Below are 16725 nucleotides of genomic sequence, written 5' to 3' on the forward strand. Positions count from 1 at the left end.
TTGCCACGGCGCCGCGTTGGCGCCTGATGTGGCTGGCAGAAAAGCAGGGGTTGTGTTGATTTGTCATCGACGCAGCCCCTGTTGCATTTGGATCTCCTGGTCCGGAGGCTGTTGCATGACGCTTTGCAGAATTTTGATTATGGTAACGATCGTGTTCCCGTTCCTGTCCTGTGTCGGCCCGGCTGGCCGCAACGATCTTCCCGCTGCCGGTGTGGCTCTGGCCCTGGCGGAACAGCGGGCCATGACGATCACCAATGTTGTTTATGATCTCCATTTTCATGTACCGGCCGACAGCCGTCAGGCCGTTACCGGCTCGCTCCTTGCCGGGTTTGATCTGAGTGACGCATCCCGGCCCCTGGTGCTGGATTTTCGTGTGCCGTCCGACCACGTCCTGGATGTGACCCTGAATGGCGGGGCCGTCGCACATACCGTGGCAGCAGACCATATAATTATTCCGGCGGATGCCCTCGAACCCGGTCCGCAGTCATTGCGGGTGGAATTCAGAAGTGCGGATACTGCACTGAATCGTCGTGATGAGTTCATGTATGCGCTGTTTGTACCCGACCGCGCATCGACTGCATTTCCGGTATTTGAGCAGCCGGATATCAAGGCCCGTTATCGCCTGCAGTTGAGTGTTCCGGAGCACTGGCAGGCCCTGTCCAATGGTGCTGAGCTGGGGCGCGAACCGGACCCGGAGCTGCCTGCCACGGATCGTATACGCTTCGCTGAAACACTGCCCATCAGCTCCTATCTGTTTGCGTTCGCGGCGGGTGATCTGAAGACAGAAACGGCAGTGCGTGACGGGCGCACCTTTACCCTGTATCACCGCGAAACTGACCCCGAACGTCTCGCGCGCAATCGCGATGCCATTTTTGATCTGCACGCTACCGCGCTCGATTGGCTGGAAGACTACACCGACATCGATTATCCGTTTGGCAAGTTCGATTTTTTTGCCATACCGGCATTTCAATTTGGCGGCATGGAGCATCCGGGCGCCATCTGGTATCGCGCTGAAACCCTGTTTCTTGACCCCAGCGCCTCGCGCACCCAGGAGTTGAGCCGAGCCAGCCTGATTGCACACGAGACAGCGCATATGTGGTTTGGTGACCTGGTCACCATGCGCTGGTTCAACGATGTCTGGATGAAAGAGGTCTTTGCCAATTTCATGGCAGCAAAAATTGCCGGGCCCGCGTTTCCCGAGCTGGACCTGGATCTGCGTTTCTTCCAGGCCCATCATCCGGCGGCATATGCCGTTGACAGAACTGCTGGCGCCAATCCTGTGCGTCAGCAACTGGGTAATTTGCGCGACGCCGGCTCCCTGTACGGCGCCATCATTTATCAGAAAGCGCCGATTGTCATGCAGCAGCTGGAAACGCTTTTGGGCGAGGACGTCCTGCGCGATGGATTGCGGCAGTACCTGACGCAATATGCGTTTGACAACGCCAGCTGGCCCGACCTGATCAGCTTGCTGGATGCCATGAGCACAGAAGACCTGACAGCCTGGAGCCGGACCTGGGTAGATGAACCCGGACGGCCGCGAATTCAGGCGCATTGGCAAGACAGTGGTATCACGGTGTCACAGATTGATGACAATACCGGGCGGGATTTATTGTGGCAGCAACCGGTTGTGCTGGCGGTCGGTCGGGACGGACTGGTAACGGAGCACGTAGCACAGCTTCGTGGCCGACATGTGACTGTGGCCATGCCCCCGGGCTTGTCAGACAAGGCACCGGATTTCATTCTTGCCGGTGCCGACGGTGTCGGCTACGCCCGCTTTGAACTGGACGACAGCAGCCGGCAATTTTTGCTGGCCAATGTGCATGGGCTTGATTCCGGTCTGCACCGGGCGGTCGTATGGCAAAATCTGTGGGAAGACCTGCTGGAGGACTCCCTCGATCCGCTGGCCTTTCATGACGCCCTGCTGGTCGGTGTGACCCGTGAACAGGATCCCCTGATTGCCCAGCAGGTGCTGGGTCTGTTGCGCAGCGTCTGGTGGCGTTATTTGTCTGAGGAACAACGGCAGGTGCGTGCCCGGTCGCAGGAAGACGCCCTGTGGCAGGCATTGGCACGCGCCAATGGCGCCGGCCGCAAGGGCCCTTACTTCAATGCCATTGTGGATGTCACCAGCACTGAGTCTGGTGTGGCTGAACTGGCTGCGATCTGGCATATGAGGCGAGAGATTGAGGGCCTGCCCTTGCAAGAGCAGCAGTACATTGATCTTGCCGAAGCCCTGGCGCTCAGGGGTGTACCCGAAGCAGACGCAATTCTGGATATGCAGCAGGCGCGGATCAGTAACCCCGACCGACTGGACCGGTTTGAATTTGTACGTCCGGCACTGAGCCAGGATCCGGATAGACGCGCTGAGTTTTTTCTGTCATTTGCTGCTCTGGAAAATCGGCGGCAGGAATCCTGGGTGCTCGATGCGACCCGCTTTGTCCATCATCCGCTGCGCGCGGACACCGCTATCCCGTTGATCAGGCCGGCGCTGATGCTGTTGGAAGATATTCAGCAGACCGGTGATATTTTTTTCCCGCTGCGCTGGCTCAATGCCACGCTGGACGGCCACAGTTCAGCGCAGGCAGCCGCGATTGTTCAGCGATATCTGAACGAGCGTACCGACATGCAGCCGCAACTGCGGGCAAAACTCCTGCAAGCGGCTGACAGTTTGCTGCGCGCCGCCCGGTGACTGTCACGCAGGGGGTGCTTACAGGCTGGCTATAACCTGGATGATGGTTCTTGCTCCCAGTGCTACCGTCACCAATAGAATGGCGCCGCCCAGTACATTGTTCATTGGCGTGTTTTTATGTCGACCCAGCACTGCACCTGAGTTCATAATCCAAAGCAGAATGGCAACCACTACCGGCAGAGTCAGGCCATTGGCAACCTGGGCGAAGCGAATAATATCAATAGGGTTGATGCCAAGTGACGAGAACGTGATGCCCGTGATCAGGATAAGCATCCACACCAAGCGAAAACCACCATGTTTAAGGTCTGCGGGCCAGCCCATGCAGCCGCGCACGACATAGGCGGCCGCCAGCGGGGCCGTAATGGCCGATGTGATGCCAGCGGCAAACAGGCCCAGGCTGAGAAAATATTTGGCAAAATTGCCGAACAATGGCTCAAGCCCCAGTGCCAGGTCGGCGGCATTGGCGATGCCGGAGGTATTGACTGCCGCAGCGCATACAATGATGGCCATGGACACCAGACCGCCGATGCCGATGGCGATAAACGTGTCGCGCCGGGCATGGGGCAGGTCTTCAGCGCTACGCCATTTTTCGCTGACCAGTGAGGCGTGCAGGAACAGATTGTAAGGCACAACCGTGGTGCCGATCAGGCCAAGAATGGTCAGCAGGCTGGCATCGCTAAACGAAGGCAGTAACAGGCCTTGCAGCAGGGCGGCCGGATCTGGCCGGGTCAGCGCAGCGGCGAACACAAAAGCCAGGCTCATCAGTATGACCATGGCGATCAGAACACGCTCGAGTACCTTGTAGCTGCCTACAAACAGCAAGGCGAACGCAAGGGCGCCGATGAGCAGGCTGAGCCAGCGAGAGCCGGCTGCCGAGTTGATGCCAAGCAAGGTTTCCAGCCCGAGTCGGCCACCGCTGATATTGCCGGCCTCGTAGGCGGCGTTACCGACCACAATCGCGCCGAGTATCATCAGCAGCACAACAAAGCGCACCAGTGGCTGCTGGTGCAGCTGTGTGCGAATGATATCGGTCAGGCCACGACCGGTGACGATGCCGATGCGTGCTGACATCTCCTGCAGCACCATGGTGGCAAATACCGACAACAGCATGACCCACAACAGATCATAACCAAAATCGACACCGGCCAGGGTACAGACGGTTACCGTGCCCGGCCCGATGAAAGCAGCCGCCACCAGCGCACCCGGGCCGCTATTGTGGCGCCATTTGGCCGGTTCAGTCATGGACCGTGCTGCCAGAGCTTTCAACGGCGGCTGCCTGCTTCTGCAGAATCACGCTGAGATTGTTCGCGGGCATGGCCACGACATCCAGCAGTCTGAGGTCATGTGTCGCCGCCAGCTCACAGACCTCGTTCAGGTCACGCACCCCCCATTGCGGGTCACGTGATTGCAAATCGGCATCAAACAGAGCGTTGCTATGCGCTGTGTGCTGAGCGTCGCGTTTGTAGGGGCCGTAGAGATACAACAGTCCGTTTTCCTTCAACACGGCACTGGCCGTGCGCATGAGGCCCCGGGTAGCCTGCCAGGGGCTGATATGAATCATGTTGATGCACACGATGGCGTCAAGCACGCTGGCACCAACCTGGGTCAGCGCAGAGACAGTTTCCTCTACCGGACGGCTGACATCGAGCACAATGGCCGGATGAATCGCTGGCGTGCCGGCGTCTTCACGCCAGGCGTTAATACTGCTGATGGCCTCGGCATTGATATCGCTCGGCCACCAATCGGACGCAGCCAGCAGCCTGCTAAGATAAACCGCGTGCTCACCGGTTCCTGCCGCGATTTCAAGGACGCGGCTGTTGCTGGCCAGGTATGTCTGCAGCACCTGCGCGATGGGTTCGCGATTGCGTTGGGAGCTCGGGCTGCTGCGGCGTGTGTCAGTATTGATGGGTGTGCTCACAGCAAAGAATTCCCGGTATATTCAGCGCAGGCTCAGGGCGGCGCCTGCCAGGGCGCCGAGTGCCAGCACCAGCGATGGCAACATGGTCAGCGCAAAACCCAGTCCGCGCGATTTCGGATCCTTGACGTAGGCACGAAAGTACAGATATCTGCCGATAATAAATACCACGCCGAGGGCGGCGGCAATCTCTGCGTTAACATACATCGCAAACAGAAAGATCGAAGGCAAAAACAGCACCAGGCTCTCCTGCGTATTCATCTGCACCCGGTAGTAGCGTTCAAAAACAGGATCGCCGGTGACAGCAGGTGCGTCTATTTTGTAAGTGCCGCGCGCCTTGCCGACCAGAATACCAAATACCATGTATTGCAATAATGCCAGCACTACGACAATCGTGACCAGTTCCATGATGACTCCCTTTCAGGTGGTTTTTCGAGAAAAATACAAAGACCAGCGATCACAGATTAAAGCGTTCTCGCAGGTAATGTGCAATACCATCTTCGTTGTTGTGACCAATGACTGCCGTGGCCTCTGCTTTGACAAAATCCTTGGCATTGTCCGGGGCGTAGCTTTCGTCTGCGACCCGGAACATGCTCAGATCGTTGTCACTGTCACCAAAACAGATCAGACGGCTGATATTCAGTTGCTGGCGCAGCAGGTTCAATGCATCGCCTTTGCTGGCGCTGCTGTGGTGGAAGTCTACCCATTTGAGGTCTTTGCTTTCCATGGCAACGCCCGAATATGAAACCAGGTGATCTTCGTTCGCCAGACTTGCCCTGATGGCATCGATACCGGCGGCGCTACCCAGCATACTGATATTGGTGATGCGGGCATCAGCCGGCAATTCAGTCAGTGGCAGGAGCTGTGCGCCGCCACGCTGGCGAATCACTTCCAGCAATTTTTTCTCCACGCTGCTCAAGGTGGCGGGGTGGAAGACATAATGCTGCTTATCTTCGGTCACAGTATTGACCCAGGGGCTGATCTGCTCAGCAAGCGCAGCGCGCAGAACGTGCGTCGCTTCAGTCACCGTCAGGTAATTGTTCAGCGACAGGGTTTCTACACGAGGGTCCCAGATCACGGTGCCATTGGTATAGACATGGGGCAGGACAAAACCGTGGTCAGCGATGATCTGCTGGCCGGAATGCAGGTTGCGCCCGGTTGCCACGGTGTACGCAATGCCGTTGTGCGTCAGACGATGGAGCGTTTCACGCGTATACGCGGAAATTCGCGAGGCATCGTTGAGCAGGGTGCCATCGAGATCAAAAACAACAAGTTCCATAGTCGGGCGCGAATCTCCGGGATGTCAGCGTTTTCGGGTTGGACTGAGCCACCATTTAACCATAAAAAGCACACTCAGTGCTGAGACTGGCTCAGTCGCTGCCCTGCATCATGTCGATAATGGCAGGTACCGGCGCGTTACCGTAGCTCAGGAACTGGTTGTGGAAAGCCTTCAAATCAAAGTCATCACCCATTCGGGCCTTCAGGCGTTCGCGGAAATCATAGATCTCGGCATAGCCGGTAAAGTATGAGGTCAACTGCACCTGCGACAATGTAATGCGCCGCCATTTGTTCTCTGCTTCAGTCTGCTCCTGGAATGCCTCACGCAGCATCATGTCCATGGCTTCCTCCCGGGTCATGTTCAAGACATGAACGGCGTAGTCCATGATGGCGTTGGTGACAACACGCAGGTTCCATTTGCCGTACATCAGCCACATTTCGGGTTCCTGATCGGCCCAGCCTTCCTCCAGCATCATGCGCTCGGAGTAGACTGCCCAGCCCTCTATCATGGCACCGTTGCGCAGCAGACTCTTGATCAGGCCGGCGGACTTGTTGCCATGCACCAGTTGTGTGTAATGGCCGGGGATGGCTTCGTGAATATTGAGAATCTGCAAGACCCATTGGTTGTATTCACGCAGGTAACTGGCGGCCTGCTCGTCGCTGTAGTCGTCCAGCGGGGTGACATTGTAGTAAGTGTCGGCGGTCGGGTTGAACGGCCCCGGGGCGCTGACCGACGCACCGGCGCCGCCGCCACGCATGTACTCCGGTGTTTCACGTACCACCAGTGGCCGGCTGGGATCCTGGTCGAGTAAATCGCGCTCGCTGACAAAGGCGGTCAGCAAGGGGATCTGCCGTTCGATTTCGCTGATGAAGTTCTCGCGCTCAATGTGCTGGTCTGATAGATGGTCGATAAGCTGGCCGATGCGTTCAAGGCGATCTTCCGGCATGGGTTGCTCAGCAAAGTATTGCGGCCACAGTTCAACGGTGATGGCGTCCATGTCATCGTGCAAGCGGTTTTTTTCTGCCACGGCTCGCTCATACAGTTCCCGGGCGGTAAACCCTGATTGAATGTCATAGGCGAATTTTGTTTCGTAAAGGTCAGCGCCGATGCGGAAAGGGCGGGCATCACCATCATCCGCCATGGCCTCTGCGAGCGTCTGCAGTTCGGCAATATACCCCTCCACTGTTTCAACAGCCATTTGCCGGGCCTGTTCAAACGCCTGTTTTTCCGCTGACTCCAGGCTTGAGGCGGCGACGCGGTCGCGCAAACTGTCGCCAAGCAGATTCAAGGTGCCGCGATTCTGGGTGATGGACAACTCGGTATGCTCGCGGGTCGGGTTGCTGATATTACGGCGTGCGGCCTGGTAGTAGGCAGGCACCTGTTGCAGTCGCGTGAGCACGGTACGCAACCGGTCTGCCTCCGGCGCGTAGGGTGTATTGAGCAACAAACCAATAGGACCGGCAACATTGTAGTTGGAGGGATCCCATTGCCAGTCCATGAATTCGGTGAGGTACCAGTGCGTGGATTGCAGCCGGTTGGTCAGCAGCGCATGGTCAATGCGCAACTCGGGCGGCAGGGTCTGCGCATCGATCAGGGCCAGGCGCTCCAGTTCGGTCTCGACAAACGCCAGGTCGTCGGCACGGCGGGCCGCATCAGGAATCGTGACCTGGTCGGCATCGTCGTACCGGCCCGCGTATATGGACCATTCCGGTTCCCGCGCCAGCATGCGCTGCATCAGCGCCTCGCTGTCACGGGCGAATGCCACCGCGGCCGGATCGGCGGCGGCCGTTTGTGCTGGCTCGGGCTGAGCCGCAGGTTCTGTGCCGGGGCCGGATGTCGCTGGCGTGTTGGCATCGGGGGAACATGCCGCCAACAAGGACGCAGCCAGCGCGAATGCCAGCATGCGGTGTCGACAATTGAGTGATTGCTTCATAAAAGTCTCCTGTTAGCAGCAATTGTACTACCTGGCTGAACTCTCTTGTTGTACTCTCTTACGCTACTTTCCGATATTATCGAACTGTTGTCATTGTATTAATGAGACTTTATGGAGCCGGATCACACCGAAAACCGACCCGAAAATACACACACGGTGTCTGAGCCGACACTGGACGGTCGTCGCCTTGGCCTCAATGAACTCAATCTGGGGCAAATCAAAGGTCGTGGCAAATTCAAACAGTGCCTGCGCCATCTGTCGCAGTTTCTGGCGGGCATGTACACCGGCGAAAGTTGCGCAGGCACCCCACGCGGCGAGCGCAAATCAGTACAGACTCCCCGAAGCCATGAACACCAATAATTCTGAATAATTCTATAGACTGATAGTCGAGGAACTTAGCTATGCGCTTTATGACAGGTTGGCTGGCGGCCATGATAATGGTGTCGCCGGTGCTCGCTCAGGAAACGGCTACGCCAAATGGCATAGCAGACAATCGGCGGGATGCGCTGGCATTGACCGGTGCCACGGTTTATCTGCCAGGCGAGGGGTATCAGGAGGACGCCACTGTGTTGATTCGCGACGGGCGTATCGTGGATGTCATCTCCGGTAGCGATGCCCGTGATGGGTACTTTGCCATCGACATGACTGGCAAGTACCTGTACCCGGGCTTGATTGATCTGTATTCCGGCTATGGCCTGCCAGAACCGGCGCGCCCCGCGCAAGGCGGCGGAGCGGAAGTACTGGAAGCAAGTGCAGGAGCCTACAATGCCAACGATGCCATTCGCTCGCATTACCGTGCCGTGGAAAATTTCAAGCCGGATGCCGACGACAGTGCAGCGTTGCGCAATCTCGGCTTCAGTGCTGTGCTCAGTCATCATGCCGACGGCATTGCCCGTGGCACCTCGGCACTGGTTACCGTTGGCGACCACAATGCCAATGAGGCCATTGTGGTGCCGGACGCCGCAGCGCATTATTCCCTGAAAAAAGGCAGCTCCGGACAGACAGTGCCGGTTTCCCTGATGGGGTCGGTGGCCTTGTTGCGGCAGACTTACCTGGACGCACAATGGTTTGACGCTCATGAACAAAAACCGTTCGTTGATGAGTCGCTGGAAGCGTGGATACGCTCACAAAGCCTGCCTCAGGTCATGGAGGTCGATAACTGGAATCAGGCGCTGACCGTGCATGGTGTTGCACAAGAGTTTGACACCGAATATGTCATTCGTGTGGGAACCGACGCCTACCAGCAGGCTGGCAAACTCGCTGCAACCGGCGCTCGCCTGATTGTGCCGCTCGACTACCCGGAAGCGCCCGACGTAGCCGATCCGTTTGTTGCCGACGAGGTGTCTTTCGCTGAGTTGAAGCACTGGGAGCTGGCGCCTTTCAATCTACGCCTGCTGGCTGAGGCGGGCATTGAATTTGCGTTGACCAGCGCCGGATCCGACGACAGGTTCTGGGACAATCTGCGTCAGGCGGTGGCTAACGGTTTGCCCGAGGATGTGGCGCTGGCATCGTTGACCACGGTGCCGGCACAGATTCTCGGGGTAGAAGATCGGCTGGGTCATCTTGACGAAGGCGCGCTGGCGAACCTGCTGGTTGCCTCGGGGCCGTTGTTTGCTGAAGACTCGCGTTTGCTGGAAAACTGGGTGCGCGGTCAGCGCTTTGTGCTGGCCAACGGCATGGACGAGCGTCGGGGGCAATATGTCCTGCAGGCCGGCACCCGGCAGTTGACGGTTGCGCTGGATTTTGATGATGGTGCCGCCAAGCTTACCTTGATGGACAACAATGGCGAAACGCTTGAGGGTGCGTCGGCCGAGGTCAGCCTCACCAATGACCTGATCAACCTGACATTTAGCACTGGCAATACAGATGGTACCGACAGTACCGACGCAGTCGGCGGCCCGACACGTCTGAGTGGCTGGCCGGTGGATAACGGCTGGCAGGGTACCGGGCAAACCGCATCGGGCGACTTTATTGACTGGCGTTTGAGCTACGCTGGCCCGTTGCCTGAGTCCATGACGGAGGCAACCCTGGCGGAGACAGCGTCTTCGGAAGCGGTGACCTTGCCATCGCCGGTTCTCTATCCCTTTGCTGCGTACGGCAGTGAATCCCTGCCGGAGCAGCAGGACGTGGTGATTCGCAATGCCACCGTGTGGACCAACGAAGACATGGGGACGCTGGTGACGGATGTGCTGGTGCGCGATGGTCGCATTGCCGGGGTGGGCGAGAATGTGTCCGCCGGTGATGCGGTTGAAGTTGATGGTACCGGCAAGCATCTGACGCCAGGCATCATTGATGAACATACCCATATTGCCCTGTTCAGTATCAATGAGATCGCCACCAATTCAAGCATGGTGCGAATGCAGGACGTGGTGAACTCGGAGGATGTGAATCTTTACCGCAACCTGGCAGGCGGCGTGGTAGCGGCGCAGCAGCTGCACGGGTCGGCCAATCCCATCGGCGGGCAGTCTTCCATCATCAAATTTCGCTGGGGCATGGCGCCCGAGGATCTGCAGATTGACGATGCACCCAAATTCATCAAGTTTGCTCTGGGTGAGAACGTCAAACGCAGCACCAACCCGGCGTCCATTCGTTACCCGCAAACGCGGATGGGTGTAGAGCAGGTTTATGTTAATGCCTTCACGCAGGCGCAGGAATATGAGCAGCGCTGGAACGCCTATGACAACCTGTCCAATGCGCAGCGCCGTGATGCCGTCATGCCGCGCCGTGATCTGGTGCACGAAACCATGCTGGAGATACTCAAGGGCGAGCGTTTTGTGACCAACCATTCCTATGTTCAGTCCGAAATCAACATGATGATGCAGATGGCTGAGAGCTTTGGTTTCAACATCAATACCTTCACCCACATTCTGGAAGGTTACAAGGTGGCTGATAAAATGGCGGCACATGGCGCCGGTGGCTCCACTTTTTCTGACTGGTGGGCCTTCAAATGGGAGGTGCGTTATGCCATTCCCTATAACGCGGCGCTGATGCAACAGGCCGGTGTTGTCGTTGCACTGAATTCAGATGATGCCGAGATGTCGCGACGGCTGAATCAGGAGGCCGGCAAAATGGTCAAGTATGGCAACGTCAGTGAATCCGATGCCCTGAAGATGATCACGCTGAACCCGGCCAAGCTGTTACATCTGGATGACCGCATGGGCAGCATTCGCGAAGGCAAGGATGCGGACCTGGTGCTGTGGGACGAGCATCCGTTATCGGTGTATGCGCAGGCGCAGACCACCTGGGTCGACGGTGTGCCGTATTTCGACCGGGCGCGCGATCAGGAGTTGCGCCAATATATTGCCAGTGAACGCGCACGTATCATCGCTGCCATTATCAGCGACGAGGAGTAAGAACATGAAAACAAAAATCGTACTAGGTCTGTTTGCCGCGCTGTTCTTGTCGGTTCCGCTGACGCAGGCGATCGTGCCCAAACCGGCGGAGGAGCAAAGTGAACCTATCGCCATTACCGGTGCTGTCATTCATGTCGGCAACGGCAGTGTGATTACTGATGGTGTGCTGGCCTTTGATCAAGGCGTGATTACCTATGTCGGCACTGACGCTAACCGTCCTGACTTTTTTAATCACCAGGTAATTGATGTGCAGGGCGCGCATATCTATCCCGGTTTTGTGCTGCCCAATTCAACCCTGGGTTTGTCGGAAATTGCGAACCTGCGAGCAACCAATGACGTCGTTGAAGAAGGCGATATCAATGCCAGTGTGCGCTCGGCCATTGCCTACAATACCGATTCCGAGCTGATTCCGACCTTTCGCTTTAATGGCATCCTGACCGCACAGATTGCACCGCAGGGTGGTTTGATCTCCGGTCGCTCCAGCGTCATGAATCTGGATGGCTGGAACTGGGAGGATGCACTGTTGGCCGAGGACGGCGCCATGCACATGCACTGGCCATCACGCACCCGCCGCGAACGCAATGAAATTACCGGACAGTTTGAAACCGTCGACAATGAAAACTACCAGGCGCAGACGCAGATACTGCACGGCCTGTTTCAGAATGCCCGCAGCTACACAGGCGAACCGCTGAACCTGAACCTGCAGGCAATGGCGCCGCTGTTTACCGGCGAGGCCAGACTGTTCATCCATGCCAATGACGCGCGCATGATAGCCAGTAGTGTTCAGTTCGCCAGCAGTTATGGCGTGCAGGAGATTGTTCTGGTTGGTGGTCGCGACGCCATGAAGGTCAAGGATTTATTGCTCAGCGAGTCTGTGGCAGTGGTTTATGAATCCGTGCATGCGCTGCCGGTCAGGGAATGGTATGACGTCGATGAACCCTTCAAAGTGCCGTTTCAGTTGCACTCGGCAGGTCTTCTGGTAGGTATCGGTGGCGGCGAAACGTCACTGGATTCGCAGCGTAATCTGCCGTTTTTTGCCGGCACGGCGGCCGGATACGGACTGGACCGGGAAACCGCGCTGTCCATGGTAACCAAACATAACGCTGAAATTCTGGGTGTCGATGATCAGGTCGGTACTCTTGAAGTGGGCAAGAACGCAACGTTCTTTGTCTCCCTCGGCGATGCGCTGGACATGCGCAGCAGTCAGGTGCAGGAAGCATTTGTGCAGGGGCGGTTGATTGATCTTTACGGCACTCAGCAGGAACTGTACGAACGCTATTACGAGCGGTACTCTAACCAGCCGCTTGAGCAATAAGGTAGATTACTGACCGGATGTGAAGGAGTGAGTGTTGGTAAAATGGGATAGACCTGACCCTTATGTCTTGAGCCTGGGGGTGGCGACAGATGATATCGATGAGCTGGGTCACACCAACAATGCTGTGTATGTGCGCTGGCTGGAACGATGTGCCTGGCAGCACTCGCAAGCCCTGGGCCTTGACCTGATGTCGTATCGGCAGCTGGACAGGGCCATGGTCGTGTTGCGTCATGAAATAGACTATCTTGCAGCCGCTTATCTGGGTGATCAACTGATGGTGGCGACCTGGATCGTGCATTCAGATCAGAAGCTTCGTTTGACGCGACATTTTCAGATCTGCAGGACGTCCGACGGGCAGACGCTGCTGCGGGCAAAAAGTACGTTTGTCTGCATCGCGCTGACCACAGGGCGACCCAAGCGTATGCCAGCCATATTTCTTGAGCGTTACGGTGCTGCGCGGGTTTGAGTCTGCATACGCAAAAATTTTTACAATAAAAACAGGATCACGAATTTACATGATGTTAAAACAAACTAGAGGAATTGATATGCGTTCGATATTTTTTTTACTGTTGTTGTGTTCTTCATTTGCGCTGGCTCAGCAAACGACCCGGATAGATGCCGGTCGCGGTGATGTTCCCGTGATCGTACCCGATAGCTATGAAAGCAATGCGCCCGCGCCACTGATTGTGCTGTTGCATGGTTATGGCTCAAATGGGGTTCAGCAAAACGGCTATATGCGTATTGGTGAACTGGTCAACCGTTACGGCTTTATCCTTGCGACGCCGGACGGCACACAGGAAACCCAGGGGCGCAATGCCCGTTTCTGGAATGCATCTGACGCCTGCTGTAATTTTTACGCCAATGACCTGGATGATTCTGCCTATGTGCTCGATATTATCAATATGCTCAAGGCGCAGTACGAAATTGATGAGCGCCGGGTATACCTGATTGGGCACTCCAATGGTGGGTTCATGTCATACAAGACCGCGCACGAGTATTCCGACGTCATTGCCGGCATCGCCAGTCTGGCCGGCGCCGAAGCTACCGTGGCGCAGTCAGCGCCCGCCAATCCGGTTCACATCCTGCAGATTCACGGTACAGCCGATGGCACCATTGCCTACGAGGGCGGTGATATTCAAGGCAATGTTTATCCCAGCGCCGAGGAGTCGGTCAGTCGTTGGGCTGAGTACAACGGTTGCTCTGCCGAAGGCGTTGTGACAGCAACGCTGGATCTGGATGCCAGTCTGGCCGGGCTCGAAACAACAGTCACGCGCTACAGCAGCGATTGCCAGCCAGGAGGTTCAGCAGAGCTGTGGACCATCGCTGAGGGGTCGCATATCCCTGAGATTTCCTCTGTGTTCCCTGAGAAAGTTGTTGAATGGTTGCTGGCGCGACCCAAAATTCTGGGCACTGACAGCGTTGCAGTATCGCAGAACTGACACCGGTGTCGATATGTCGAACCGGGGTATGGAAACATCTATTGAGATAGGAGTTGGACATGAGCGTGTCTAAAAATCTACTGTTGTTGCTGGTCGGATTGACAGCCTCTTCTCTGGTGGTCGCTCAGGGTGCTGCCGATGATGACAATCAGGGGATTCCAGGGCGCCTGGATCTGATGAGCTCGGAAGAGCGCGTGGCCGCCGGTCTGGCTTTTCATACCCATATGTCAGAACCTGTGGAGCCGTTCCGGGTGCTGGGTAATATCTATTTTGTTGGTACCAGCAATATTGGTTCCTACCTGATCAGCAGCCCGGAAGGACATTTTCTGATCGATACCGGCGTTGCGGGTATGGCGCCGAAGATACGTGATAGCGTTGAGGCGCTGGGCTTCGATATGCGTGATATACGCGTCCTGCTGTCCAGTCACGCGCATTTTGATCATGTCCAGGGGCACGCGATCGTCCAGCGCATGAGTGGTGCTCAGGTCATGGCGATTGCAGGCGACGCCGATGCGTTGGAAGCGGGGCACGATCTGTCGCCACTGGCGTTTGAGGGCTGGGAGCCGGTGAACGTGGATCGTCGGCTGCAGGACGGCGAGGAAGTCACCTTGGGCAACGTCACCCTGACGCCTACCTGGGCGCCAGGTCACACGCAGGGGTGCACGACGTGGAGCCTGGACACAACGGATTCGGGGGAGTCAGTCAATGTGGCAATTTTCGGTTGCAACGGCCCTAACGAGGGCGTGCAGCTGGTGAACAATCCGCGTTTTCCGGAACTGGTTGAACAGTCGTTGCAGGGGTTTGATAATCTGGCCAGGCTGCAGCCCGACATCTATCTCACCGGGCATCCGCAACAACCGTTCGAGGGCATAGAGCATCAGATGCGCGTGCAGATGCGTCCTCATCCGCTGCTTCGTCAACAACCCTGGGCTGAGTTTATTGCCCAGCGAAGATCAGAGTTCGAAGCGCGGGTTGCGGCGGAAAGGGCGCGGCTGGCCAACCTGTAGCGGCGGCATACGCCGTGAGGTCGATCTTAATGGTACCGGAGGCCCTGACTTTTGGGACCCTGGGAACCGGCACGCTTTTAAGGGCACCGCTGGTTTTTCGAAAGAGGTGAATCCGGCGTATTATTTTGCGTATAGGCCGTGAGGTCAATCTTAATGGTACCGGAGGCCGGACTCGAACCGGCACGCTTTTAAAGGCACCGGATTTTGAATCCGGCGTGTCTACCAATTTCACCACTCCGGCAGGAAGTGCGCTATTGCAGAAGGGCGCCATTATAACAACATTGCGACGGCTGGCAACGGGTCGATATGATAATCCGGCTGTATTGCTGGATTAAATCGACTGGGCTATCCTGTATTGACAGTCTTGACTCAGACTTTGTGTGATCACGGCATCCCATCTCGACATCCCATCACAACAACAACAGGAATCAACGCCATGAAAACCACGCTTTTGCTCGCCTCCGCCATGTTGCTGATGAATTCCCTGGCTCACGCCCAACCGGCATTGCCCGACGCTGTGCAGGACCAGGTGAATCAGGTCATGCCGCAGGTGATTGAGTGGCGGCGTGATTTTCATCAGCATCCCGAGCTTGGGAACCGGGAGTTCCGCACCGCCGGCATTATCGCCGAACACCTTGAGTCTCTGGGCATGGAAGTGGAAACCGGCATTGCCCATACCGGCGTGATCGGTATTCTGCGTGGTGGTCAGCCCGGACCGGTGGTGGCACTGCGGGCAGACATGGACGCTTTGCCGGTGGAAGAGCAGGTCGACCTGCCGTTCGCTTCCCAGGTACGGACTGAATACAATGGCCAGGACGTGGGTGTCATGCATGCCTGTGGTCACGATAACCACATGGCAATTCTGATGGGAGCAGCGTCTGTTCTGGCTGGTATGCAGGCGGATTTGCCGGGTACCGTCATGTTCATCTTTCAGCCTGCGGAAGAGGGCGCGCCTGAAGGCGAGGAAGGCGGCGCAGAATTGATGCTGGCAGAAGGCATCTTTGAGGATTTGCGCCCTGATGCGGTTTTCGGATTGCATGTCTGGCCGATTCCGGCGGGTGTGATCGCCGTACGCGAAGGCGGTACCATGGCTTCCAGTGACTCCTTCACCATCAAAGTGCAGGGGCAGCAGACACACGGCGCTGCGCCCTGGGCCGGCATCGACCCGATTGTGGTGGCATCGCAGATCGTGATGGGTCTGCAAACCATTCCCAGTCGCCAGCTCAATGCTACCACCACACCTTCAATCGTTACCGTCGGCGCCATCAACGGCGGCCTGCGTAGCAACATCATTCCTGATTCAGTCGAGATGATCGGTACCCTGCGCACCTTTGATGCCGATACACGTACACAAATCCACGAGCGGGTAAGGCGTACTGCGGAGCAGATTGCCGCCAGTGCCGGTGCCACCGCCGAGGTGGATATCAGTCTGGGTTATCCGGTTACGTCCAATGATCCAGAACTGACCCGGGCCATGCAGCCCACGCTGCAGCGAGTGGTGGGCGACAATCTGATTGAATCGCCGCTGATAACCGGTGCCGAGGACTTTTCCTACTACGCCAATGAAGTCCCGGGCATGTTTTTCTTCCTCGGCATCGCGGCGGATGATCCGGATATGGTGTATCCCAATCACTCACCGTACTTTTATGCCGATGAAAGTGCCCTGCCGGTAGGTGTGAAGGCAATGACGGCGCTGGCGCTGGATTTTTTGTCAGCGCAGTAGCTGTAGCCCGTTAGTTGTCAGGCCCATAGACGATTTTTCGGCTTTTTGCCGTGCAAATTGCGAATTTGTGCGGCA

General features: G+C 56.9%; 13 protein-coding genes and 1 tRNA gene. 8 read left to right on the top strand and 6 right to left on the bottom strand.

Translation table 11 applies throughout. The features are described from left to right. Nucleotides 1–139 precede the first annotated feature (139 nt). Nucleotides 140–2686, top strand: coding sequence for a M1 family aminopeptidase (locus WD071_RS16330; protein ID WP_368049468.1), 2547 nt, complete (start codon nucleotides 140–142; stop codon nucleotides 2684–2686). Nucleotides 2687–2704: 18 nt separating this feature from the next. Here WD071_RS16330 and WD071_RS16335 read toward each other — a convergent pair whose 3' ends face one another. The 5 genes from WD071_RS16335 to WD071_RS16355 all read right to left on the bottom strand — a co-directional run bounded on the left by WD071_RS16335 (nucleotide 2705) and on the right by WD071_RS16355 (nucleotide 7813). Beyond that, entirely contained in the window at nucleotides 2705–3928 is a 1224-nt protein-coding gene (locus WD071_RS16335; protein ID WP_368049469.1) for an Nramp family divalent metal transporter, read from the bottom strand. Next, nucleotides 3921–4604: a DUF938 domain-containing protein gene (locus WD071_RS16340; RefSeq protein ID WP_368049470.1), complete on the bottom strand. Its 684-nt coding sequence runs from the start codon at nucleotides 4602–4604 to the stop codon at nucleotides 3921–3923. Before WD071_RS16340 ends, WD071_RS16335 begins: the two co-directional genes overlap by 8 nt. 21 nt (nucleotides 4605–4625) lie before the next feature. Further along, on the bottom strand, nucleotides 4626–5009 hold the full coding sequence (locus WD071_RS16345) for an MAPEG family protein (protein ID WP_368049471.1): 384 nt from the start codon (nucleotides 5007–5009) through the stop codon (nucleotides 4626–4628). A gap of 49 nt (nucleotides 5010–5058) precedes the next feature. Next, a complete protein-coding gene (locus WD071_RS16350; RefSeq protein ID WP_368049472.1) occupies nucleotides 5059–5880 on the bottom strand; it encodes an HAD family hydrolase in 822 nt (273 codons plus the stop codon). Between the two features lie 91 nt (nucleotides 5881–5971). Next, the gene (locus WD071_RS16355; RefSeq protein WP_368049473.1) at nucleotides 5972–7813 is read right to left on the bottom strand and encodes a DUF885 domain-containing protein; all 1842 of its coding nucleotides are present in this window, start codon (nucleotides 7811–7813) and stop codon (nucleotides 5972–5974) included. A gap of 111 nt (nucleotides 7814–7924) precedes the next feature. Here WD071_RS16355 and WD071_RS16360 point away from each other — a divergent pair, with 111 nt between their 5' ends. From WD071_RS16360 to bla, 6 genes are all read left to right on the top strand, one after another. Continuing rightward, nucleotides 7925–8173, top strand: a complete 249-nt coding sequence (locus WD071_RS16360) for a hypothetical protein (protein ID WP_368049474.1) — start codon at nucleotides 7925–7927, stop codon at nucleotides 8171–8173. Between the two features lie 41 nt (nucleotides 8174–8214). Beyond that, nucleotides 8215–11166, top strand: a complete 2952-nt coding sequence (locus WD071_RS16365) for an amidohydrolase family protein (protein ID WP_368049475.1) — start codon at nucleotides 8215–8217, stop codon at nucleotides 11164–11166. A 4-nt stretch (nucleotides 11167–11170) separates the two neighbouring features. Continuing rightward, on the top strand, nucleotides 11171–12481 hold the full coding sequence (locus WD071_RS16370; protein WP_368049476.1) for an amidohydrolase family protein: 1311 nt from the start codon (nucleotides 11171–11173) through the stop codon (nucleotides 12479–12481). Between the two features lie 34 nt (nucleotides 12482–12515). Continuing rightward, entirely contained in the window at nucleotides 12516–12947 is a 432-nt protein-coding gene (locus tag WD071_RS16375; RefSeq protein WP_368049477.1) for an acyl-CoA thioesterase, read from the top strand. A 79-nt stretch (nucleotides 12948–13026) separates the two neighbouring features. Beyond that, nucleotides 13027–13920 (top strand): PHB depolymerase family esterase, encoded by an 894-nt coding sequence (locus WD071_RS16380; protein WP_368049478.1) that lies wholly within the window; start codon nucleotides 13027–13029, stop codon nucleotides 13918–13920. Nucleotides 13921–13979: 59 nt separating this feature from the next. Beyond that, the gene (gene bla / locus WD071_RS16385; protein WP_368049479.1) at nucleotides 13980–14927 is read left to right on the top strand and encodes a subclass B3 metallo-beta-lactamase; all 948 of its coding nucleotides are present in this window, start codon (nucleotides 13980–13982) and stop codon (nucleotides 14925–14927) included. Between the two features lie 154 nt (nucleotides 14928–15081). Here the strand turns inward: bla and WD071_RS16390 are convergent. Further along, nucleotides 15082–15168 (bottom strand) — tRNA-Leu (locus WD071_RS16390). Between the two features lie 195 nt (nucleotides 15169–15363). Between WD071_RS16390 and WD071_RS16395 the strand changes: the two genes are divergently transcribed. Beyond that, nucleotides 15364–16650 carry an amidohydrolase gene (locus WD071_RS16395; RefSeq protein ID WP_368049480.1) on the top strand — a complete coding sequence of 429 codons (1287 nt, stop codon included), beginning with the start codon at nucleotides 15364–15366 and terminating at the stop codon, nucleotides 16648–16650. The last annotated feature ends 75 nt before the right edge of the window (nucleotides 16651–16725 follow it).

This window comes from Pseudohongiella sp. (genome assembly GCF_040877505.1).
GTDB lineage: Bacteria > Pseudomonadota > Gammaproteobacteria > Pseudomonadales > Pseudohongiellaceae > Pseudohongiella.